At 47.8% G+C, this 20,339-nt stretch carries 18 protein-coding genes; 6 read left to right on the top strand and 12 right to left on the bottom strand.

The features are described 5' to 3' along the window. Positions 1 to 397: 397 nt before the first annotated feature. Both ICC18_RS23340 and ICC18_RS23345 read right to left on the bottom strand, forming a co-directional pair. Positions 398 to 1,054, bottom strand: coding sequence for a deoxynucleoside kinase (locus ICC18_RS23340; protein WP_188176850.1), 657 nt, complete (start codon positions 1,052 to 1,054; stop codon positions 398 to 400). Between the two features lie 109 nt (positions 1,055 to 1,163). Continuing rightward, a complete protein-coding gene (locus ICC18_RS23345) occupies positions 1,164 to 2,234 on the bottom strand; it encodes a DUF3900 domain-containing protein (RefSeq protein ID WP_188176851.1) in 1,071 nt (356 codons plus the stop codon). 215 nt (positions 2,235 to 2,449) lie between these two features. Here ICC18_RS23345 and ICC18_RS23350 point away from each other — a divergent pair, with 215 nt between their 5' ends. Continuing rightward, a complete protein-coding gene (locus tag ICC18_RS23350; RefSeq protein ID WP_188176852.1) occupies positions 2,450 to 2,686 on the top strand; it encodes a hypothetical protein in 237 nt (78 codons plus the stop codon). 53 nt (positions 2,687 to 2,739) lie between these two features. Here ICC18_RS23350 and ICC18_RS23355 read toward each other — a convergent pair whose 3' ends face one another. After that, positions 2,740 to 4,980 carry a PAS domain S-box protein gene (locus tag ICC18_RS23355; protein WP_188176853.1) on the bottom strand — a complete coding sequence of 747 codons (2,241 nt, stop codon included), beginning with the start codon at positions 4,978 to 4,980 and terminating at the stop codon, positions 2,740 to 2,742. 218 nt (positions 4,981 to 5,198) lie between these two features. Between ICC18_RS23355 and ICC18_RS23360 the strand changes: the two genes are divergently transcribed. Next, positions 5,199 to 6,131, top strand: coding sequence for a zinc dependent phospholipase C family protein (locus ICC18_RS23360; RefSeq protein ID WP_188176854.1), 933 nt, complete (start codon positions 5,199 to 5,201; stop codon positions 6,129 to 6,131). Here ICC18_RS23360 and ICC18_RS23365 read toward each other — a convergent pair. From ICC18_RS23365 to ICC18_RS23375, 3 genes are all read right to left on the bottom strand, one after another. Continuing rightward, a complete protein-coding gene (locus tag ICC18_RS23365) occupies positions 6,128 to 7,822 on the bottom strand; it encodes a M3 family oligoendopeptidase (protein ID WP_188176855.1) in 1,695 nt (564 codons plus the stop codon). The genes ICC18_RS23360 and ICC18_RS23365 overlap by 4 nt on opposite strands. 97 nt (positions 7,823 to 7,919) lie before the next feature. Beyond that, complete coding sequence (locus ICC18_RS23370; protein WP_188176856.1) at positions 7,920 to 8,600, bottom strand: uracil-DNA glycosylase; 681 nt, start codon at positions 8,598 to 8,600, stop codon at positions 7,920 to 7,922. A 12-nt stretch (positions 8,601 to 8,612) separates the two neighbouring features. Further along, positions 8,613 to 10,889, bottom strand: a complete 2,277-nt coding sequence (locus ICC18_RS23375) for a type IA DNA topoisomerase (RefSeq protein ID WP_188176857.1) — start codon at positions 10,887 to 10,889, stop codon at positions 8,613 to 8,615. Positions 10,890 to 11,096: 207 nt separating this feature from the next. Here ICC18_RS23375 and ICC18_RS23380 point away from each other — a divergent pair, with 207 nt between their 5' ends. Both ICC18_RS23380 and ICC18_RS23385 read left to right on the top strand, forming a co-directional pair. Next, positions 11,097 to 12,197, top strand: coding sequence for a beta propeller repeat protein (locus tag ICC18_RS23380; RefSeq protein WP_188176858.1), 1,101 nt, complete (start codon positions 11,097 to 11,099; stop codon positions 12,195 to 12,197). 1 nt (position 12,198) lies between these two features. Continuing rightward, on the top strand, positions 12,199 to 12,474 hold the full coding sequence (locus tag ICC18_RS23385; protein WP_188176859.1) for a MoaD/ThiS family protein: 276 nt from the start codon (positions 12,199 to 12,201) through the stop codon (positions 12,472 to 12,474). 30 nt (positions 12,475 to 12,504) lie between these two features. Here ICC18_RS23385 and ICC18_RS23390 read toward each other — a convergent pair whose 3' ends face one another. Continuing rightward, on the bottom strand, positions 12,505 to 13,002 hold the full coding sequence (locus tag ICC18_RS23390; RefSeq protein ID WP_188176860.1) for a metallophosphoesterase family protein: 498 nt from the start codon (positions 13,000 to 13,002) through the stop codon (positions 12,505 to 12,507). A gap of 114 nt (positions 13,003 to 13,116) precedes the next feature. On the opposite strand from ICC18_RS23390, the gene ICC18_RS23395 reads away from it, so the two are divergent. Together ICC18_RS23395 and ICC18_RS23400 are read left to right on the top strand one after the other, a co-directional pair. Next, positions 13,117 to 14,418, top strand: a complete 1,302-nt coding sequence (locus ICC18_RS23395; RefSeq protein WP_188176861.1) for an AAA family ATPase — start codon at positions 13,117 to 13,119, stop codon at positions 14,416 to 14,418. A 12-nt stretch (positions 14,419 to 14,430) separates the two neighbouring features. Next, on the top strand, positions 14,431 to 16,140 hold the full coding sequence (locus tag ICC18_RS23400; protein ID WP_188176862.1) for a vWA domain-containing protein: 1,710 nt from the start codon (positions 14,431 to 14,433) through the stop codon (positions 16,138 to 16,140). A 461-nt stretch (positions 16,141 to 16,601) separates the two neighbouring features. On the opposite strand, the gene ICC18_RS23405 is transcribed toward ICC18_RS23400, so the two are convergent. The 5 genes from ICC18_RS23405 to ICC18_RS23425 all read right to left on the bottom strand — a co-directional run bounded on the left by ICC18_RS23405 (position 16,602) and on the right by ICC18_RS23425 (position 20,295). Next, on the bottom strand, positions 16,602 to 16,805 hold the full coding sequence (locus ICC18_RS23405; protein WP_188176863.1) for a hypothetical protein: 204 nt from the start codon (positions 16,803 to 16,805) through the stop codon (positions 16,602 to 16,604). Between the two features lie 87 nt (positions 16,806 to 16,892). Beyond that, complete coding sequence (locus ICC18_RS23410; protein ID WP_188176864.1) at positions 16,893 to 17,429, bottom strand: MOSC domain-containing protein; 537 nt, start codon at positions 17,427 to 17,429, stop codon at positions 16,893 to 16,895. 41 nt (positions 17,430 to 17,470) lie between these two features. After that, the gene (locus ICC18_RS23415; protein ID WP_188176865.1) at positions 17,471 to 18,160 is read right to left on the bottom strand and encodes a PIG-L deacetylase family protein; all 690 of its coding nucleotides are present in this window, start codon (positions 18,158 to 18,160) and stop codon (positions 17,471 to 17,473) included. A gap of 85 nt (positions 18,161 to 18,245) precedes the next feature. After that, positions 18,246 to 19,547, bottom strand: coding sequence for a histidine--tRNA ligase (gene hisS, locus ICC18_RS23420; RefSeq protein WP_188176866.1), 1,302 nt, complete (start codon positions 19,545 to 19,547; stop codon positions 18,246 to 18,248). A 268-nt stretch (positions 19,548 to 19,815) separates the two neighbouring features. Beyond that, complete coding sequence (locus ICC18_RS23425; protein WP_188176867.1) at positions 19,816 to 20,295, bottom strand: glutathione peroxidase; 480 nt, start codon at positions 20,293 to 20,295, stop codon at positions 19,816 to 19,818. Between the last annotated feature and the right edge of the window lie 44 nt (positions 20,296 to 20,339).

Raw genomic sequence — 20,339 nt, forward strand, 5'->3', positions numbered from 1 at the left:
AAGATAATTACCTACATATTATGCAATATATGAAGCCGAGGTTCAGGACTTTTGTACCTTATTGCCGGTTTAGGCCTATTGGAGTTATTTTTTTAAATTTTCTGAATATATTTGATTTATAAGTTGAAAAGGCTTACAATAGGAAATAATAGGAACAAAAGCTGTGTGAAGGGTGATGATAATGATGAATAATTATCCAAACACTGCAACAGGCTTTGTCAATGGCATTATGTTAAGCGCATTCATCTGGATAAGTGTATTTACGGTGTGTTGGTTTATTAGACTTCTCTAAGATTACGAGGCCACTTTCGAGTGGCTTCTTTTTTTATCATGTAATAATAGACAAGCCACACTTTCCAAAAGGAAGGGGCAGCTTGTCTTTGCTATCGATTCGTATTTAGGCGATTCCTAATTCCTTAAGCTTACAACGAACACTTTCAACTACATCAGCAGCATCAGCAGCACGGTTAACAACATCCACACGATCCATATCAACGATCAGTACTTCAGAGGCATTGTAGTGATTCATCACCCAGTCGTCATAACCAGACCACAAAAGCCGATAGTAATCGACTAACGATTGGTCTTGCTCGAAGCTGCGGCCACGCAAACCAATTCGGTACATCACAGTATCGAATGAAGCTTTCAGATATACCATTAAATCAGGTGCTTTTTTAGGCAGTTCTGCGAGCTCGGACATCATGTTGTCAGCCAGGCCTTCATACACATCGAATTCCAACTGACTAATCCTTCCCAGCTGACGGTTTACCTTGGCAAAGTACCAATCCTCATAAATGCTTCGATCCAGGATATTGCGATTATGTACCAGCGCTTGCTTTATCGATTTAAAACGCGTATTCAAAAAGTGCAATTGAAGCAGAAACGGATACCGCTTCTTCTCGATTTCTTCCGGTGTGGACGTATAAAACAAAGGTAAAATCGGATTATCATCTACGCTTTCATAGAATACATCCGAATTCAGTTCTTGCCCGAGCAGCGTGGCTACCGAAGTTTTACCAAGCCCGATCATTCCCCCAACCACAATCACAGCCATTGACCCCTTTCCCCTTCTACCATTCCTGATATTAACCAACAGTCAATTCTTGAAAACTCCCCTATTATACAAGGAAATGAGAGCCGTGGGAACCCTGTAATTATGAACTCTATCCTTCTCCCTCTTCTTTCGTGATACGTTCAATCACGGCATGAAGATCATCCGGTCTTAACAGCTCGACTGGAGAGACACCTTTCTCGAAATGAAGATATTCCCCTTCGATGAGAATGACGTACCGTTCGCCTTGCCGGGCAATGTGTACCTTGCGGCCGTAATCGGCCAACTGCGCTTTAACGCCTATGTGGTCAAGCTTGATGCGCATCTCGAGATCGGGCTTTTGCTCAACCAGATAATTAGCTGCTTCCATCACCTGCACGGGTGTCCACTTCTCTTGAAGCTCCCGTTTCTCGCTTGCTGCCCACAGCTCCAAGTCTCTTTCCTCACGCTCACGGTCTTCGGGCATGTGTCCATAATCCCGTTCGAGCTGCTGTTGGACGAGACCGACCACTTGGTGATGCAAAATTTCAGGCATCGACTGCTCATATTCTACATATTTAAGGAAATCCTCAAAGTATCGGGCATGCGAAGCTTGATGAATTTTGAGCTCTGCTTCCTCGAGCATGCCTTCCTCCGGCATAAACGGGTATTGGATCGATTTCATATTTTTCGCATTAATGGCCATTTCCACTTGATTGAGCAAGCTCTTCTCATCGGTAATGCGGGCGATTTTCGGTTCAAAATCACATTTTAAAATAAATACGAACGGATCATCGAAATATTGATTGAGCTTCGCGCTGGCAATTAAGAAGGCTCCTCCCCGAACAGCGCTAGTGTTCAAGTAAGCATTCAGCAGTTCATCGCCAACGTTCAAAAAATCTTGCTTGCTTTCGGCAAATCGCAGACGTGCAAACAGATTATAGTTCGGATTGCTTTCCAGACCGAAGCCCGACTCTGTAATGAAACGACCGACCTTGGTCGGCACTTGTTCAGCCCTTGGATTACGTTCAACCTTGCGCTTTGCGATGCGGGCGAACTCGCCATCCAGAAAATGCTGCAAGGCGCTCTCCTCATAATCCACCTCATCCAGCGTCTGATAATGTTTGTAATTCTTATGGGATGAAGCGTCCCCTCCGTCAACCTGGATGACGAAAAAGGATATATATCGGATTGAGAATTTCATGTTGTCTCTCCCTGTCGAATGAATAAAAAAATCATAACTTAGATTGTACTTGGTCTTAGACAGAAACGCTATAAAAAAATCGTTATCCGAATAATCGGAAACTTAGAAGTATTATGTGGTAAAAAAAATGCACGCGTGTGCGTGACGACCTGCTTACTCATGCTGTCTCTAGTAATGACATACACTACACTCATAAAAACGACAGAGGTGCGAAGATGATCTACGGAACTAAATTACTCGATACGGATACTGAGCTGTTCGTCGCAGCACTGACTCAAACACCTGTTTACGTTTGGTCACTAGACTCTCTGGGGGTCTATTATCAAGTCGATTCAGGCTTTATCGTGAAATATACACCCGATTATGTGAGAATACACAGCGATCGTGAAGCGAATGAACAAGTACCGCTATGGTACTCCAGAGAAACGACTGAATTCAGTATTCGCTCATAAAGAAACGAAACCGCCAGCACCTGCTTGTCGGCAGAACTGGCGGTTTTCTCATGCTATTCAAGCTGTGTCACAACCTGATGCTGTGTCGGCAGAAGCACGTCGATCATCGTACCTTCCCCGATCGAACTCTGGATTTGCATCGTACCCTTATGGGCTTCAACAATTTTGAAACACATCATCAGACCGAGCCCGGTCCCTTTTTCTTTCGTTGTATAGAAAGGTTCTCCCAGTTGCTTCAATCTCTCCTCCGGAATGCCGCAACCATTATCCTTCGTACGTACGAGTATATGGTCATTCCCTTGCATGGATACTGAAATACGTATATGTCCATCTTTGGGAATCGCTTCTATCGCATTTTTAACCAGATTAATAAATAACTGTTTCAAATGCATTTCAGAGCAAACGATTTCCGGAATTTCCGATTCGAATTCCAGAACAAGCTCCGTATTGCAGAGGACGGCTTGCGTTTCTAGGAGCGCTATCACGGTTTGCAAGATGTCTTTGAGATTGCTCCGCTTATAATGTATCGCTTCAGGCTTCGCAATGACTAGAAATTCACTGACAATGAAATTAATGCGATCGAGCTCGGAAAGCATGATGTCAAAATAATGCTGCTTCTCTTTCATGTCGCTTTGCAGCAACTGCAAAAAGCCGCGGAGCGATGTAAGCGGGTTACGGATCTCATGCGCAAGCCCGGCAGCCAGTTGACCGGCTACCGAGAGCTTATCGGATTTGCGCAGCAGCTCCTCCGTTCGCTTGCGCTCCGTAATATCCCGCGCAATACCGGCGAAGCCAATGATATCGCCCTTTTCGTTCTTGATCGGCGTCTTTGTCACGCTCACGTGAACGAACTGCCCATCTTTGCGCAGCCGCACCGTCTCGAGGCCTGAGATTTGCTTGCCTGCCCTCAGCATATCGTAGATCTCTTTGCGCTGCTCTTCCAAAAATTCCGGATAAATCGGCAGCCTCTGATCCTTCAGCTCTTCCTGCTTCCAGCCGAATACATGCTCGTATGCGGCATTCACGGAGATGACTCTAGCCCTCAGGTCCAGCACGCAGATCGCATCAGTTGTATTATTAATAAAAGATTCCAGCAGCTCTTTGGTTTCCCGGAGCTCCGTTTCCATTTGCTTGCGTTCGGTAATATCCACACAAGAGCCGATCACTTCAATGACTTTGCCTTGTTCAAGAATCGGCCGCAACGAGGTTAGGTAGGTTATACCGCGAAAAGTCGCCTCATAGATAACATTTTCTTCCCCATTCCAGGCTCTTCGATAATACTTTTCGATATTCGCCGCCATGTAAAATGGCCAAATTTCATATAATCCGTTACCGATAATGTGAGATGGTTTGTATCCGAGTCTATAAAGCAGCTCCCCATCGCACAATGTATGTATAAATTTCCCCCTCATTTGTCTAAATTTCATCGTCATGCCCTGTTGTCTGCGTACCGTATCATGAAGGTCTTGCTGAGCGATTCGCAGCTGTTCTCGATCTTTGTTATGCTGGGTGATATCCCTGGCAATGATATACATGCCTTCCATTAAGTCATTCACGATGATCGGCACATTTTTGAGTCCTAGAACGATCGTATCGCCATTTTTATGCTTCACACTCAGCATATAATTATCTGCTTCTTGAAAAATAAAGCTATGGGTCGCCGACGAATCACCACTCTCCTTGTTACCCAAAAAGCGATTGATCGGATGACCGACCATCTCCAACTCCATATAGCCTAGAATCCGTTCCATCGCAGGATTTATACTTTTGATCAATCCGTTTAAATCGCAAGTAAGAATGCCCGCGGGATTATGTTCAATGAGGGACTTGTATCGCTGCTCGCTTTCGGCCAGCTTTCGTTCCATGTCTGTTCCTCGGGAGATATCTCTATAGTGCGCGACAAAGTATAGTGGAGCGCCGGTCAGATCTCGGACAAGTGACATGCTGCATTCCACCCAAACCACTTTCCCCGATTTATGTCTGAATCTTGTTTCGAGTTGAAACGAGCCCAATTCTCCGGCAAGCAATTGTTCCATGAGTGCAGACTGTTTCTCGTTATCTTCCGCCAAGGAAATATGATGGACTTCGGTATTTAGCAGCTCTTGACTGGAATATCCTGTAAGGGCACTAAAATAGTTATTCATTTTTATCCAGTAGCCATCAGGTGCAATTAATGCCATACCGATCGCAGCGAATTCGAAGGCAGCGCCAAAAGTCGGCTCCATACCCGTAAGCAGCTTTTGAATATGGTCTGGATAATCACCTTTCTTCAAGTTCAGCGGCTTATTGATCATTGTTTTTTATCTCCCATCTTCAAAAACATTTGATGGTTTCCATCACCGCTAGTTGAATTCGACGATTTGCATATTATTCCTGCCTTAGTAACTGTTGGACTGGAAATTATGCACGAAATATGCCCTCATTGTCGAAGATTGTGCTAGAATGTAACGTGTACTGACGACGCCGGATTTACTCGTGAAAAACAATAAGTTTATGCTAAGGAGTGACAGCCATGCCTAATATATGGACACACCTCATCTTCGGTCAGGAATTGATGACTCAGATGGGTCATGAACACGTTCTGAATGATAAACAGCTGCGCCACGTCTTCACGTTGGGCTGTCAAGGACCTGATTTTTTATTTTATCACAACTTTCTGCCATGGAAGAAGAACAAGACGCTGAATCAGCTTGGCAGTCGGATGCATACCGATGCTTGCGGTCCTTTTTTGCTTGATCTGCTTCGCCATGTTCAGGGTAGAGGCTTGTACAACCCGGCAGTCATGTATGTGCTTGGCTTCTTTACGCATCACATCTTGGATCGCAATATGCATCCTTATGTGTTTCATAAATCCGGCTTTAAAAAATGGAACCACCAACGTTTTGAAATTATTATGGATACGATTATCGTCAAACGAAAGCTGGGACTTCAAACATGGAAAACACCGGTATGGAAAGAAATTTACGTAGGCGAAGCTTTTCCACTCGGCATCGTGCCGGCACTCGCACATTCTGCATCACTTCACTATCCCGACCTGACATCAAGATTGACTGAAAAAGATTGGAATGATGCATATCGCGATATGATTAGAGCGCAGCGGTTGTTTCATGATCCAAAAGGGATCAAGCGCGTACTCACCTTAGGTCAAATTTCACCCCTCGTTTATACCAAAAACCCGGCTCCGCTCGATTACATGAACGAAGCCAAGGCTGTTTGGAATTGTCCCACTTCAATTGAGGAGACGTACACTTTTAGCGCATGGGATTTATGGGACAATGCCATGGTAGAAGGGCAAGCTGTCCTGCAGGCTGCCGTAGAAGCTCTGCAAAGCGGTCTTCCAGCTCATTACGAAGCCTTGCAAGATGTCCTCGACGATCGCTCCTATGAAACCGGTAAGCCCTGTGAGAGCGGACTTGAAATCGTCCACGTGCAGCCAATCATTTAAAGCTTGGTATCATCCACCTGATCGAGCCATGTTTCGATATGTCCAATAACGGAAGCGACGCAGCCTTCTTGGAACGGAGAAATGAGATCCGCCACGCTAACCAGCTCTGTGAACGATTGGCTTCCGCCTTGATTGCAAAGTCGCAGGTAATCCTGCCATGCAACGCCCGGGTTCTCGTTAGCCCGCTTCCAGAACTGCAAAGCGCAAATCTGGGCAAGTGTGTAATCAATGTAATAGAACGGGCTTTTGAAAATATGCGGTTGCTGCTGCCAGAAGCCTCCTCTTTCCAGATACGCCTGGTCATCGTAAACGCGATTCGGCAAATATTTACGCTCAATCTCGCGCCACACTTGCTTACGCTCTGCTGGCGTCAGCTCCGGCTGTTCATAAATTCTATGTTGGAATTCATCTACAGCAACACCGTAAGGAATGAACATCAGCGACTCGCTCAAATGCTTGAACTTATATTTGTCCGTATCTTCTTCAAAAAACAACTCCATCCAGGGCCATACCAGAAACTCCATGCTCATTGAGTGAATTTCACAGGCTTCCAGCGTCGGGAATATGTATTCAGGCACTTGAAATTCCCGGCTGCTGTAGCCTTGGAACGCATGGCCCACCTCATGTGTCAAAACATCGATGTCTCCTGCCGTACCGTTGAAGTTGGAAAAGATGAACGGTGCTTTGTATTTGCTGATGTAGGAACAATAACCGCCTACCCGTTTGCCTTTTTTCGCCACAAGATCCATGAGGCTATTCTCGGTCATAAACGTATAAAACTCATTCGTTTCCGGGGAAAGCTCTGCATACATCTTGCGGGCTTGTTCCACAATCCATTCCGCATCGCCTTTTGGCTCGGCATTGCCTGTTGCGAAGCCAAATTTGTCGTCATAGTAATGCAGCGCATCTACGCCAATTCTGGATTTTTGACGTTCTTTCAGCTTGGTAGCAGCAGGCACAATATGTTCCAGCACTTGCTTACGGAATGCTTCAACGCCTTTTGCATCGTAGTCGGAGCGATTCAAACGAATATAGGCCAGCTTTACAAAGTTGTTATAGCCAAGCTTTTGGGCGATCACTGTACGGATTTTTACCAATTGGTCATAGAGCTCATCCAGCTTTGCTTCATTTTCTTCAAAGAATTTATATTTTATATCATTCGCATCTTTACGCACCGATCGGTCCGTCGACAGCTGAAAAGGCACTAATTGGGACAAATTGCGCTCTTCGCCTGCAAACATCAATTTAGCAGAGGCAAGCAGCTTGGAGTATTCGCTGGCCAGCTTATTTTCCTGCACCAAATCGTCGACGATTTCTGGTTTGAACGTTTTCAATGAAAGTTCAGCAATCGTGAACAGCTGTTTTCCCCATTTGGTTTCGAGCTCGGTGCGGAATGCAGAATCGACAAGCGCTTGATAATATTTTGTAATCAGGCCTTGATATAAAGGTTCAATTTCATCAAGAAACTCCTGCTCAGCCTTATAAAATTCGTCAGCCGTATCAATCGAATGCCGAATTCGCGCTATTGCTTCCATCGACTCGTGCTCGCCACGCAAGCTGACGATCGTTTCCATAACCGAATCCTGCTCCTCAAAAGAGTTAGCATGCTGAAAACGTTCAAGCAGGTTGTTGAATTGCGTTTCAAATGAGGTAATATCAGGCCTCTCATACACAAAATCTTGGAATTTCATTATTTCGCCTCCTTAAATAAAAACGGTCAACCCAAATTAACCATCGGTTCTTATTTACTTTACATTAATTTGGGTATCTTGGAAATAGTAAGGGGCATTAACCGGGTATATTCGGAATTTGCCAGTCAATTGGCGTGCTGCCAAATTCCGCAAGGTATTGATTGGCTCTTGAAAAAGGCTTGCTGCCGAAAAATCCGCGATAAGCAGATAACGGGCTCGGGTGCGGGGATTTGATAATCCGATGCTTGCCCGTATCGATCAGTTTTTGTTTGGCCTGCGCATGGCTGCCCCAGAGAAGGAATACGATCGGTTGTTCCCGCTGGTTTAAAGTTTGAATGATAGCGTTTGTAAATTGCTCCCAGCCTTTATCTTTGTGGGAATTTGGCTTGTCCTCACGGACGGTAAGAACCGTATTCAGCATTAAGACCCCTTGCTGTGCCCAGCTTACAAGGTATCCGTTATTGGGGATATAGCATCCCAGATCCGTCTGCAGTTCCTTGTACATATTTTGCAAGGATGGTGGTGCGGGTATGCCCGGTTTGACAGAAAAGCTAAGGCCGTGGGCTTGACCTCTCCCATGATAAGGATCCTGCCCCAGAATGACCACCTTCGTATCGGCGTATGCGGTCAAATGGAACGCGTTAAAAATATCATGCTTCTCCGGAAATATGGCTTTGGTATGATATTCATTCACAAGAAATTGGTGCAGCTCCAGATAATAGGGTTTCTGCAGTTCCTCTTCTAATAATGTGGACCAATCGTTCGTAAAAATTTTCATACTTCCTCTCTCTTATTCGGTCTCCGTACCAAGCTCCCCTGATTGAGGATCTTTCAGTACGATACGTCCGTCAACCGATGTACCATCGGCCAGCACGAGCTTGAGCTTGGCCGTTTTCCCCTTTTGGACGAGCGCTTGAATTTGCGTATCCGTCAGACTCCTGCCGAAGCTTTCTTTCCAAATGACGAATTTACAGCCTTCCTTATAGTGAGAACAGCCGTAGCCTTTGCGCCCCATGAACAAGGAACCCCCGCAGCCAGGACGCGGGCAGGCAGCTAATAGGCTTGGAGAGCCATCAGGTTGTTTGGCGGCCTGTGGCTTTATTGTTGATGAAGCGCCGTTCCCCACGGATTCTTCTCCCTGCTTTTTACGTGATGCAGTGGCTGCGCTTGATTTGGCTGACCCGCGTTTTCCGCCTTGTGCTTGGGGCGTTTCTCCTTCGAAAGCCGTCTTCGAGGCTCTGGCCTGCACCCGTACTTTATTCACGATGAGCGTAGCGAACTTTTTTACATTCAGCATAAACTGCTCGTCTGATGCCGTGCCTCTGGAAATTTCGTTCAGTCTCCGCTCCCATTGACCCGTCATCTCCGGTGAAGTGAGAAGCTCGATTCCTGCGCCGCGAATTAATTCTACAGCCATGCGGCCTTTCTGTGTCAGGACAATTTTCTTGCCCTGCATATCCACATAGCCGACCTTTTTCAGCCGTTCGATTGTAGCAGCGCGCGTCGCCGGAGTGCCAAGACCCGAGTCTTTCATCGCATCGCGCAGCTCCTCATCTTCGATTTGTTTGCCTGCGCTCTCCATGGCCTTAAGGAGCGTACCTTCCGTGAAATGTTTGGGCGGCTGCGTATCCTTTTCCTTGACAATCGCATCACTGCACATCACGTCAGCTTGCGGATCGACGGAGAAAGGCTCATTGACCTCGACTTCTTCTTCCTCTTCTTCTTCCTTGTCTTTCCCTTTGGAGCTTTTAGCCTTTTCTTTTTTCTGATCCGCGTAAATGACCTTCCAGCCTAATTGCAGCAGTTCTTTGACGGTCGTCTTGAACATTTCCTGCTCGATTTCCGTCATGACCGTATGCATTTTATATTCTGCAGGCGGATAAAACTGGGAAAGAAAACGACGAACGATCAGATCATACAGTTTCTGCTCGTCTGGATTGAGACCGCTCGCTTTGCGGTTCGTGGGAAGAATCGCATGGTGATCCTCAACCTTGCTTGGATTGCAGATGGACTTGTTATTTTTGTGAACCAGGTTACGGTTTGCCCCTTGAACAAGCTCGTTATAAGCCGTTCCTTGCAGGGCGGAAAGTGATCTGTGCATTTCCGGAATATTTTGCTCAGTCACATAGTTGGAGTTAGTCCTTGGGTACGAAATAACTTTATGCTTCTCATAGAGCGCTTGCGCCGTATCGAGTGTTTTCTTGGCGGAGAAGCCGAACTTTCCGTTAGCTTCCCGCTGCAGCAGCGTCAAATCATAAAGTTTGAACGGGTACTCTTTGGTGTCCTTCACTTCATAAGAAACGATTCGGCCTGGTTTCCCTTTGACTTTAGCGGCGAGCGCCTCGACTTTCTCCTTATCAGTCATGCGCTCCCCTTGCCACATCCCTTTGTATGTGGTGTCTCCCTGGGTGAAATGACCTTCCAATTCGAAAAACTTTAGCGATGAGAAAGCTTCAATTTGCTTTTGGCGGTCATAAATGAGCGCAAGGACAGGTGTTTGTACGCGTCCAACGGAAAGAAGCACATTATGCTTGGTCGTAAAAGCACGCGAGCCATTCATGCCTATGAGCCAATCCGCTTCACTGCGCGATCTGGCTGCACGGGTCAAATTTTCATATTCAGAGCCATCTTTCATCGTTTCAAATCCGGTACGGATCGTCTCCGAGGTTAAATCGGATATCCACAGCCTTTTGACCGGATGCTGCAGTCCAAGGTGCCGCTGGATTAATGAAAAAATATGCTGCCCTTCCCGCCCGGCGTCACAAGCATTGACGAGCTTGTCGCATTTTTTAGCCAATTCAGCGATCACTTTCAACTGGTCATAGGTACGAGGATTGGGGACAAGCTTAAACGTATCAGGAATGATGGGCAAATGATCGATGCTCCATTTTTTATATTTTTCATCGTATTGATCAGGTTCCGCCAACTCAATCAAATGTCCGATCGCCCACGTGATGATATAGGACTCGCCTTCCAGATAGGATCGTTTATTGACTGCTTTCGGCTCGATTGCGGACGCAATATTGCGGCCCATATCGGGTTTTTCTGCGATTACTAGAGTTTTCACTACCATACCTCATGTCGAATTTTGCTGTATTCTTTTTTCGTTCAACTAACATGTATTCGCGCCTGAAATACCAAATTCCTCTTTGCAATCCGAATTGGTAAAGCACAAGTCATCTTGAAATTGTTGCTGGCAGAGCCTGCATCTTTGAAGGTATTTTTTCCCATCTGCCGAATTTAGAAGATAAGCTTTTATTAAAGGAGGGCATATATGGCAAAGCGCGTTCAATTGCTTATCGGAACGAATAAAGGTGTTTTTATTTACTCTTCGACGGTGGAAAGACGGGATTGGTCGCTGCGCGGACCTTATTTACCGGGTTGGGAGGCTTACAGCGTACTTGGGGATAGCAGGAACGGAAATGTCTTATATGCCGGAACATCGCATGCCGCTTACGGCGCAACCATTCGGATATCCCGAAATGACGGGGAAACGTGGGAGCAAATTACGGAAGGTCCAAGGTATCGTGAGGATAGCGGTTTCTCCTTAAACCGGATATGGCAGTTGACGCCAGGTCTTGAATCGGAGCCCGGAACGCTCTTCGCCGGTACCGAAGAAGCGGGGATATTCGTCAGTCGAGACAGCGGTCAAACCTGGAAAGAACTGGACGGCTTGACGAGCCATCCCACACGGCCGGAATGGTTCCCGGGCGCAGGCGGCATGTGCCTCCATACGATTCTGATCGATCCAAAGGATTCGCAGCGGATGTGGGTTGGCATATCGGCAGTCGGCGTATTCCGGACGCTGGATGGCGGTCAAAGCTGGCATGCATGCAACAAGGGCTTAAACCGCATTCCAACCGGACAGCCAAGTCCGGAAGTCGGCTATTGTGTGCATAAAATGGTGCTCGACCCTGACGACTCCAATGTCTTGTATATGCAAGAGCACGGAGGCGTCTTCAAATCCACCGACGGCGGTGACAGTTGGCAATCCATTGAAGAGGGTTTAACGCTACGCGATGGGGATGCCCCGTTCGGTTTTCCGATCACGGTCTCGCCAAATGGCGACCTGTTCCTTATTCCTCTGGAGAGCAGCGAACAGCGCTCCATGCGCGACGGCAAGCTGCTTGTCTATAGAATGGCGCGAGGCGAGCAAAGCTGGAAACCGATCGGTGACGTGCTGCCGGAAGAAGAACGCCACGTCAGCGTATTGCGCGACGCCATGTCTATTGATTCACTGGATCCGTATGGCCTGTACTTCGGTACAACCTCCGGCGAAGTGTTCTGCTCATTAGATCGCGGCGAAAGCTGGGAACGCCTGCCGGGTCAATTCTCACGCATTCTGACCGTAAAATCATGGATCGTGGAGGACTAGGATGCTGATTACGGTCAGCGTTCCTTCCCTGTTGCGGGATTGTACAGGCGGGAACGTGAAGTTCGAATTGGAAGCGCATACCCTGCAAGGGGCACTTGATGAGCTGTTCAACATCTATCCGCTTCTGAGAGTTCATCTGTTTACGGAAACGGGACAAGTTAGAAAGCACGTATTGCTTTATTATAACGATACGAATTTGGCGTGGCTGGATAACTTCGATCTCGTCCTTCAGCCTGGAGATCAGCTCATTGTATTTCAAGCTGTCTCCGGCGGTTAACAACGGAATGAATCAGCGGATGCCAAAGAATTAGATTTTGCTGTCGTAGAAGAAATGCTCTGCCCTGATTTTTTCGCCCAGTTCGATAATGCCGTAAGAGTACCTCGGTTGCCTTCGTTTATCCGTCGGCGAGCCCGGGTTGAACATCAGCACGCCATCAATCGTTTGCTGAAAAGGAATATGAGAGTGCCCGAAGATGACGATATCCGGCTGTTGCGCCTGGAACGCTTCACGGGCTCTTTCCTCTGTCGTTTTGCGATATCCGTCTCCATGGATAAGGCCTATCCGGTACTCACCTAGCGTGAGCAATTTCTTATGACCGAAGCGATCAATGATGTCGGGCCCATCATTATTTCCCGCAACCCCTTCGCAAGGCGCGATTTGCTCAACAAGCTCGATAACGCGAGGGCTGACCCAATCCCCTGCGTGGAGAATAAGCTCCACCCCTTGAAGCCCTTGAACCAATACATCCGGCAGCTTCTCGACCCTGTCCGATAAATGAGTATCCGAAATAATGCCAATGCGCATGTGCAACCACGACTCCTACCTGTTTTTGGACATATTGTATCATATTCGATGTTTGCCCGGCAGTTTGGTACAATAAAGCTTACATACTCGATCAATTACTGGAGGATCAGCCATATGAAAGAACCAATCGCCGTGCAAAACAAACTAAGAGAAGCGATGGGACATCTGGAGAAAAGATTTATGGAACGTGAAGAGCTTATTCGCGTCCTGTTACTAGCCATGATGAGCGGTGAAAATGTGCTGCTGGTCGGTCCTCCCGGCTCAGCCAAATCCCAATTGGCGCGCGCAACAGCAGAGTTGTTCGGCAACGAGCCTTTTTTCGACTACTTGCTGACGCGGTTCACGACGCCGGACGAACTGTTCGGGCCTGTTTCGCTGCAGAAGTTGAAACAAGATGAATATGTCCGTCTTACGGACGGTTACTTGCCCGGTGCACGATTTGCTTTCCTGGACGAAATTTTCAAAGCGAACAGCGCCATCCTCAACTCGCTTCTCTCGGTCTTGAATGAGCGCGTCTTTTTTAATGGCCGGAATAAACAGGCAACCCCTCTACTCTTCCTTATGGCGGCCTCCAACGAGCTGCCGGAGGATAACGAGCAGCTAGCTGCACTATACGACCGATTTCTTTTCAGATACGAAGTCGAATATGTGAAACAAATCGCGAGCTTTGAGCTCATGTTCAGTGCTCCCTCCTCGCCGATTCCTGCTTTATTGTCCACCGACTTGGTCAAGCAAATCAAATCTCAAGCAACCGATGTCATCTTGCCGGAGCCGATCATTTACATGATGTTTCAGTTGAAAAACGCATTAGAGGAAAAAGAGTATGTGCTTTCCGACCGCCGATGGAACAAAATCGGACATGCATGGAAAATATCCGCCGCGATCCATGGACGCAGCATAGTTAACGTATGGGATACTGTGCTGACGCCGCATATGCTATGGGACTTCCCCGAGGACTTAGTCGAGCTGAAAGAAGTGTTCAGCACCCTCTTTCAAGAGATGCTGAAAAAAGAAATGGAGCAGGAATTGCCGCTGCAGCAATTCAATCTCACCGTGAGGAAGTGGCTCGAAAAAGAAGATGAGCTGCATGCGTTTCAATTCAAAAAAGAAGTCGGCGGCGCACTCAGCAAAGAAGCTTCGGAACGGATGAAAGTTGCCTTGGAAGATTGCCGCACAGAGCTGGAAGAAACCGCAAGAAGCTTGCGCGGCAGATTAATCTCCTGGCAGGAGAAGGAAAAGAAACTGCCGGACTGGATCGCCTCCCAATCCGTCTTCCTGCAATATCCCGAGCAATACGCTGTGAAATTCACGCATCTGCGCATTCAAGGCGAGCGCATCTTGCAATCCGTACAAGGCTTGTACCGTACCCTGTTTGACCGGGAAATTCCCGGCATCGTGTACGACTATACGTTATAAGAGGTTACCGCTATGATTATTCGCTGTACCCGGGTAGACCGCTATGTATTTGACGGATACGTTCACTCCTCCCGCGTCGCCCAGGAATGGATGCGTGAAGCGTTGCGGCAAGCGCCTTGGTTTAACCTTGAGCTGTTCGCCGACTTTTTCATGTGCTTTTATTTGACGAAGCCGGACATCGACGGCACCGTGGAGGAAACGCCGTTTCACCGCTGGCTCGTATTAACGCTGCGCAAGCAATACTTCTATGTGTCGATCCATCCTCGTACGATCGGACAAGTGAATGCATCCTTCAAAACTGCGCTCAAAGCGCTGATGTGGCTGACCGAGTCGTACGAGAAAGAGGTCAAGCGCAGACACAGGGAGCAGCAGCAGCTCGGCGTCGGCTTGAAGGACAAGCAGCAGCAAACCGGCCAGGATGAAGCCAAAGTGAGCGAACGGCTAACGGACAAGCAGATCGAGAAGCTCCGGCTTGTAGGCTATACGCTGCAACAAGGTAAGCGAACCGTCGAGGAGAAACAGGATGCGGCCGACGCCCGCCCCCTTGTCGCCGAGGAGATTCGCGCGTTGAAGCAGCGCATTACGGAGCTGAAGGAAGAGATGCGCACCGAGTTCATGAAGCGCGACAAGCTGAAAGCGAAGCTGCGCAAGGCCGAAGAGGAACTCGAGCGACGCGAGCGGCAGATGGACCGTATGGCCGCGCGTGAACTCGCGGCCATGAAAGAAATCGAGGACGAGCTGGGCGACTGGCTCGGCAGGTCTTTGAAAGAAACGCTGTCCCTAGAAGAGGCGGACAGCTTCAATGTGCACGAGCTGGTGCAGGCAAGCCAGCGGCTCGCCAACCGGCGCTGGGGCAGCGAGCTGGGCAAGCTGCGCCGGCAGACGTTCGAGCACTACATGCAGTGGATCGAGAAGCTAAAACGCAGCAAGGATTTGGTTGCGTTCCTGCAGGAGGTGGGACGCAATCTGCACCACCTTCGGGTGCAGCGAAAGAAGCTGCGTTCGCCTTACATCCCGGAGGCGTACAATGATTTACGCCAGTCCGGCGACATCGCTCACCTCCTGCCCAGTGAAGCCAGCTTGCTGGCCGATGAGGACTTTGAGCCTTATTTTCTCGTGAAGTGGATGGAAAATAAGCTGATGACCTACAATTACACCGGCTCACTTGACGAGCCGCAAAAAGGTCCGGTTATCTGCATGCTCGACACGTCGCACTCGATGAAGGGCAGCAAGCTGAAGCTGGCGCAGCTATTCACGGCGACGTTCGCGTCCTTCTCCTTGCTGGAGCGCCGCGATTTCGTTCTGCTGCTGTTCGGAGCGAAAGGCGAGATCATCGAGCATGCGCTCCACCACAAGCGGCCCGATTGGGATCGCTTCTACGGCCTCGCGCAGCTTGCATTCGGCGGCGGTACGAATTTCGACGCCCCGCTGGCGCGCGGGATGGAGATCGTCCAGCACCAGCCGCATTTCCAAGATGCCGACTTCGTTATGGTTACGGACGGCGTTGGACAAATTTCCTCCGGGACGCTGCATAAGCTAGGCGTTCTCGGTCAGAAAAAACAGCTGCGGCTCCACTCACTGATCATCGGCTCTGCCCGCCAGCACTTGGTTCAGAAATACGAAATTATCGGCGTATCTCACCAGGTTCGCTTCGCTACGGCATGGGATTTCCAAGATCCCGTTAAGGATGAGCTGCTTTTGAATGTATTCGCGAAGCATTGAGCGGACAATAAAAGAGGCTGCTCAAGTAGCTATGCTACAAGGAGCGGCCTTTATCATGGCACTTTTATACATTTGCGACCCACAATACGCTATTAAAGAAACTTGAGTCGCTAATAAGTGGGTGAGTTGAGCTGGAAAGCAATTTAAGAACAAAAGTCCATAAGTAACGAAGATCGTTCGTTACTTATGGACTTTTGTACGTTCGGATCGGAGCATGAAACAATGCGTTCTGACCTTTACTTGCGTCTCCAATATGCCTTATTAACGTCCATTGTTCTTAACGGATCAGGAATGCTTAGTGAGGAATACCTGTACAATTTCTAAGTGCCTCGTTCTTTCCTTCTGCCCGCCTCGCTAACCCAGTTTTTTTCATATGAGGTCAACTTACAGTTGATAGCAGCGAAAGGAATAGCATTGGGGTTATCTGAAGGAGCTGCCGGGTTCAAGCCCTTTTAAACTATCTATGCTCTTAATAACTCTTTAATCGTCTGCAACGAAACTCCCGTTTGATGATACACCTCAAGAATCGTTGCACGCGGGTTCGATCGAACGAAATCCTTCACTTTACGAGTATCCATAAGTTGAAGCTGGGAACACGATTTACAACGCTTTTCGTTATTCGTAATGATCACTTGTCCGCATTGTTCGCAATTGCAAATTGACATGTTTCCACACCTTCCGCTTCTATTCATACAAAGATAATATATAGAGTTCGAGTAGATTTAAACTTTTGTGGGGGTAGACGAAAAAAATTAAATTTGTATTTCTACCTGATCTCCAACTTTCAGTTCACCTGGACGCTCTACGTAGGCGACAATCCCTCTCATCTTCTGGGCAAGTTTGACGAATTGATGGGTCAATTCCTTATTCCCGTAATGATTCGCAATCTGTTTGCCGGGACCCGTGCAAGGCTCGTTCTCCCCCTCGCATACGAGTCCGCCGCCGCTTGGCAGCATTATGCGGATGCCGACCGGCAGCTTGGTCAATTCCGGAACGCCGCTGACGACAATATTGGCACCCAACCACTCGGGTTTAATCTCTGCTACACCCAAACGCTCAGCAATGCCTTGCAGCTCCTCGACGGACACGATGCTAAGCTGACGACGGTTCATGATTTCAGTACCACGAGGGTACATCGGCTGCCGCGAATCCGCCTTTGCCGTAACGCCAAAATGACGATCGCCTTCAATGCCGCCAAAGCGCAAATCGAGCTTATCCAATTCCCTTGTTACGAAAGTCGAAGGATCATCTGCGATTAGAACAGCTTCAATTGTGGCAAATTTAGCCATTTCGTACACCTACCTTATGTATAATTATACATCTTCTGACATTATTCCTTCTTTTGCGACGCATTTTTCTCAGTAGGCCACATGACGCCTTCATGCCAGCCAAGAACAAATGACTCATTTCGGCGCTCTTCCGGAAATTGGTCCAGATCGCCAAAGTATTTGGCTATAGCCGCACGCTGTGAGGCATGGGCACATAGTGCAGCTGCTTTCGTCTCCCAACCGGCTTCTGTATCAACTTTAATCGCAGGCTCATGTCCGGCGCTATACAGTGTCGCACTTGCCGTAAAATATAGCTTCTCTACGGTTGTGCACTTACCGCTGAGTACCGCAGCCGTCACCGCTTTGGATATCGCTACATGGTCAGGATGACCGTTCCCGCCATCTTCGGGAAATGTGAATAGAACGTTTAACTCATGACGCTGTATAAACGAAATTACACCTTCGACCAGCTCCTCGAAAGGAATAAGCCCGAGCTGACCATCCGGCCAACCCAAGTATTCCACAGCAGATATGCCCAGAATGCATGCAGCTTCAGTCATTTCCTGCTCCCTGATCGCCGCCAGCTCCGCTTTGTTCGTTGCCCGTTCGGTCCCTAACTTTCCCGCCTCGCCTCGCGTTGCAAGGAGGAGTACAGGGCTTTGCCCCTGATCGGAATATTGCCGGATGATACATGCGCTTAGAAAGGTTTCATCGTCAGGATGTGCATATATAAAGCCAATACGTGCTGTCAATACCTTCACTCCACTCTTATTTATTCGTTAAAGACCGCTGCTTTCATAGTACCATAATCAGCTGGTCATGTTTAACATACCCATTTTAAGAAAAGCTTGCAGGCGGATAAATACGCTCGATACAATAAATGGCCTGATCCATCGGCATCATAGTTTCGGTTTGCTCATACATATCCTTGAGTCTTACCGCGTTTAACGCCATTTCATCAGAGCCGATGAGGATAACAAAGCGTAGTCCCTGCTCAGATACGCTGGCCAACAGCTTCTTCAGCTTGCGTTTTTCGCTGGCCATTCTGGCGCGAATTCCAGCTAAACGGAGTTCCGTCGTCATGCGAAATGCTTCACCGGCAGCTTCCTGACCTAATGGAACAACTATAGTTTGAGTCCGACTCCCATGGCCTTCTCGATTACGCAGCATTTCCATGATCGATTCCAAACCGAACGATAAACCGACAGCTGGTATACCCGCATCCTCGCTGCCTGCGAAGTGACCGACGATCGTATCATATCTGCCGCCTCCGCCAAGACTTGAACTGTAAATGCCTGTAACATCCATAATTTCGTACACTGTTCCTGTATAGAACGATAGTCCTCTCGATAGAAAAGGATCAAATCGACAAACCGTGTCTAGATTCGATTGGCTCAAAAGCAGCTGCAGCTTCCGGACTTCCTCAGCTCCATGACTTTGATCAAGCTCAAACTCCCCGGTCATTTGCTCAAAAGTCGGCGGTTCCACGCTGATAAATGCAGCGATTCGTGTTAAGACGTCGTCGCGCAGCCCTTTCATAGCGAGTTCCGCCTTGACACCCTCTACGCCAATTTTAGCCAATTTGTCGAGACTAAGCATAACCGATAGGTGAGCGTCAATTGGCACTCCAACCCGCACAAGCCATTCCGTCAGGAACTTGCGGTTGTTCCATTTAATCACAATCGGTATGCCAAGCTTCATGAACGCAGCTGCCGCTAGCTGCATTAATTCTGCTTCCCCCTCCGGTCCTGCAATACCGACACAATCGACGTCACACTGGGTAAATTCCCGAAGCCTCCCCTTTTTGACTGGACCATCACGAAATACCTTGCCAATCTCATATCGCTTAAAAGGGAGTTGTAAAGCAGGTTGCGAGGCTACAACTTTAGCAAATGGAATGGTCAAATCGTAACGCAGCGCCAAATTTCGCTTACCTTGATCACTAAGCCGATACATCTCCTTCAAAATTTCCTCGCCACCCGCATATTTCGAAGTTAGCAGCGCTTCTTCGTTCAAAATCGGTGTCTCCATCCCATCATAATCATAAACCTCGAACAATTCCTTCAGATTTGCTTCAACTTTTTGTCTTAGCGCTTGTTCCTCGCCCCAATAATCGTTCGTTCCTTTGACGTTTTGCATCTTCCCATTCCTTTCCGCTCCGAGAGCACGAGATAAAATAAAAATCGCGCCGGACCTCTTTGGTCCCGCGCGATTTGCTATCCCGCAGGGAGGCCAACGCGAAGTGCGTTAGCCCACCCTGATTAGTTACAGGTATGTGCTAACGCTGTTCAAAATAATGAAATTGTACGAACCAAGAACGACACATAAGATTCGTCTCCTTCAAATCGATGATTATTCAAATTATAGCGACTACATGTCAGATGTGCAACAGGCATTTTGGGAATTTCTATACTAAAAGCTCCTCAATGTCGGATGCAATGGCAGCAGGTTCCGTACTAGCGCTGTATTGCTTCACGATGTTACCGCTCGCATCCACCAGGAATTTGACAAAGTTCCATTCGATATCGCCCGTGTGATAAGGTTCTGGGGTATGATTAACAAGATAAGTGAATAATGGATGCGCATGATCGCCCTTGACATCTACTTTTGCAAATAAAGGGAAGGTTACATTGTAGTTTAACTCACAGAAGCTTTGAATTTCCTCGTTAGTACCTGGCTCTTGGCCTGCAAACTGATTGCAAGGGAATCCTAATACGACTAACCCCCGGTCCTGATATTGCTCGTATAAACTTTGAAGCCCTTTATAATGCGGTGTCAGTCCGCATGCGCTGGCCGTATTCACAAAGAGCAGAACTTTTCCTCTATAATCTGACAGCGATTTGGATTCTCCCGTGATCTTTTGTACTTTAATATCGTATAAAGACATATCTGCATTCTCCTTTTCAACTTAGGTAATCGTTCATGTCCATT

Origin of the sequence: Paenibacillus sedimenti (assembly GCF_014534655.1) — a bacterium.
Lineage (GTDB): Bacteria > Bacillota > Bacilli > Paenibacillales > NBRC-103111 > Paenibacillus_E > Paenibacillus_E sedimenti.

Excerpts from the sequence above, each read along its gene's own strand:
- ICC18_RS23410 (WP_188176864.1), bottom strand. The coding sequence starts at position 17,429 with ATGGCTAAATTTGCCACAATTGAAGCTGTTCTAATCGCAGATGATCCT.
- ICC18_RS23365 (WP_188176855.1), bottom strand. The coding sequence starts at position 7,822 with ATGAAATTCCAAGATTTTGTGTATGAGAGGCCTGATATTACCTCATTT.
- ICC18_RS23340 (WP_188176850.1), bottom strand. The coding sequence starts at position 1,054 with ATGGCTGTGATTGTGGTTGGGGGAATGATCGGGCTTGGTAAAACTTCG.
- ICC18_RS23345 (WP_188176851.1), bottom strand. The coding sequence starts at position 2,234 with ATGAAATTCTCAATCCGATATATATCCTTTTTCGTCATCCAGGTTGAC.
- ICC18_RS23405 (WP_188176863.1), bottom strand. The coding sequence starts at position 16,805 with ATGTCAATTTGCAATTGCGAACAATGCGGACAAGTGATCATTACGAAT.
- ICC18_RS23350 (WP_188176852.1), top strand. The coding sequence starts at position 2,450 with ATGATCTACGGAACTAAATTACTCGATACGGATACTGAGCTGTTCGTC.
- ICC18_RS23425 (WP_188176867.1), bottom strand. The coding sequence starts at position 20,295 with ATGTCTTTATACGATATTAAAGTACAAAAGATCACGGGAGAATCCAAA.
- ICC18_RS23370 (WP_188176856.1), bottom strand. The coding sequence starts at position 8,600 with ATGAAAATTTTTACGAACGATTGGTCCACATTATTAGAAGAGGAACTG.
- ICC18_RS23360 (WP_188176854.1), top strand. The coding sequence starts at position 5,199 with ATGCCTAATATATGGACACACCTCATCTTCGGTCAGGAATTGATGACT.
- ICC18_RS23355 (WP_188176853.1), bottom strand. The coding sequence starts at position 4,980 with ATGATCAATAAGCCGCTGAACTTGAAGAAAGGTGATTATCCAGACCAT.
- hisS (WP_188176866.1), bottom strand. The coding sequence starts at position 19,547 with ATGCAAAACGTCAAAGGAACGAACGATTATTGGGGCGAGGAACAAGCG.
- ICC18_RS23400 (WP_188176862.1), top strand. The coding sequence starts at position 14,431 with ATGATTATTCGCTGTACCCGGGTAGACCGCTATGTATTTGACGGATAC.
- ICC18_RS23390 (WP_188176860.1), bottom strand. The coding sequence starts at position 13,002 with ATGCGCATTGGCATTATTTCGGATACTCATTTATCGGACAGGGTCGAG.
- ICC18_RS23380 (WP_188176858.1), top strand. The coding sequence starts at position 11,097 with ATGGCAAAGCGCGTTCAATTGCTTATCGGAACGAATAAAGGTGTTTTT.
- ICC18_RS23395 (WP_188176861.1), top strand. The coding sequence starts at position 13,117 with ATGAAAGAACCAATCGCCGTGCAAAACAAACTAAGAGAAGCGATGGGA.
- ICC18_RS23385 (WP_188176859.1), top strand. The coding sequence starts at position 12,199 with ATGCTGATTACGGTCAGCGTTCCTTCCCTGTTGCGGGATTGTACAGGC.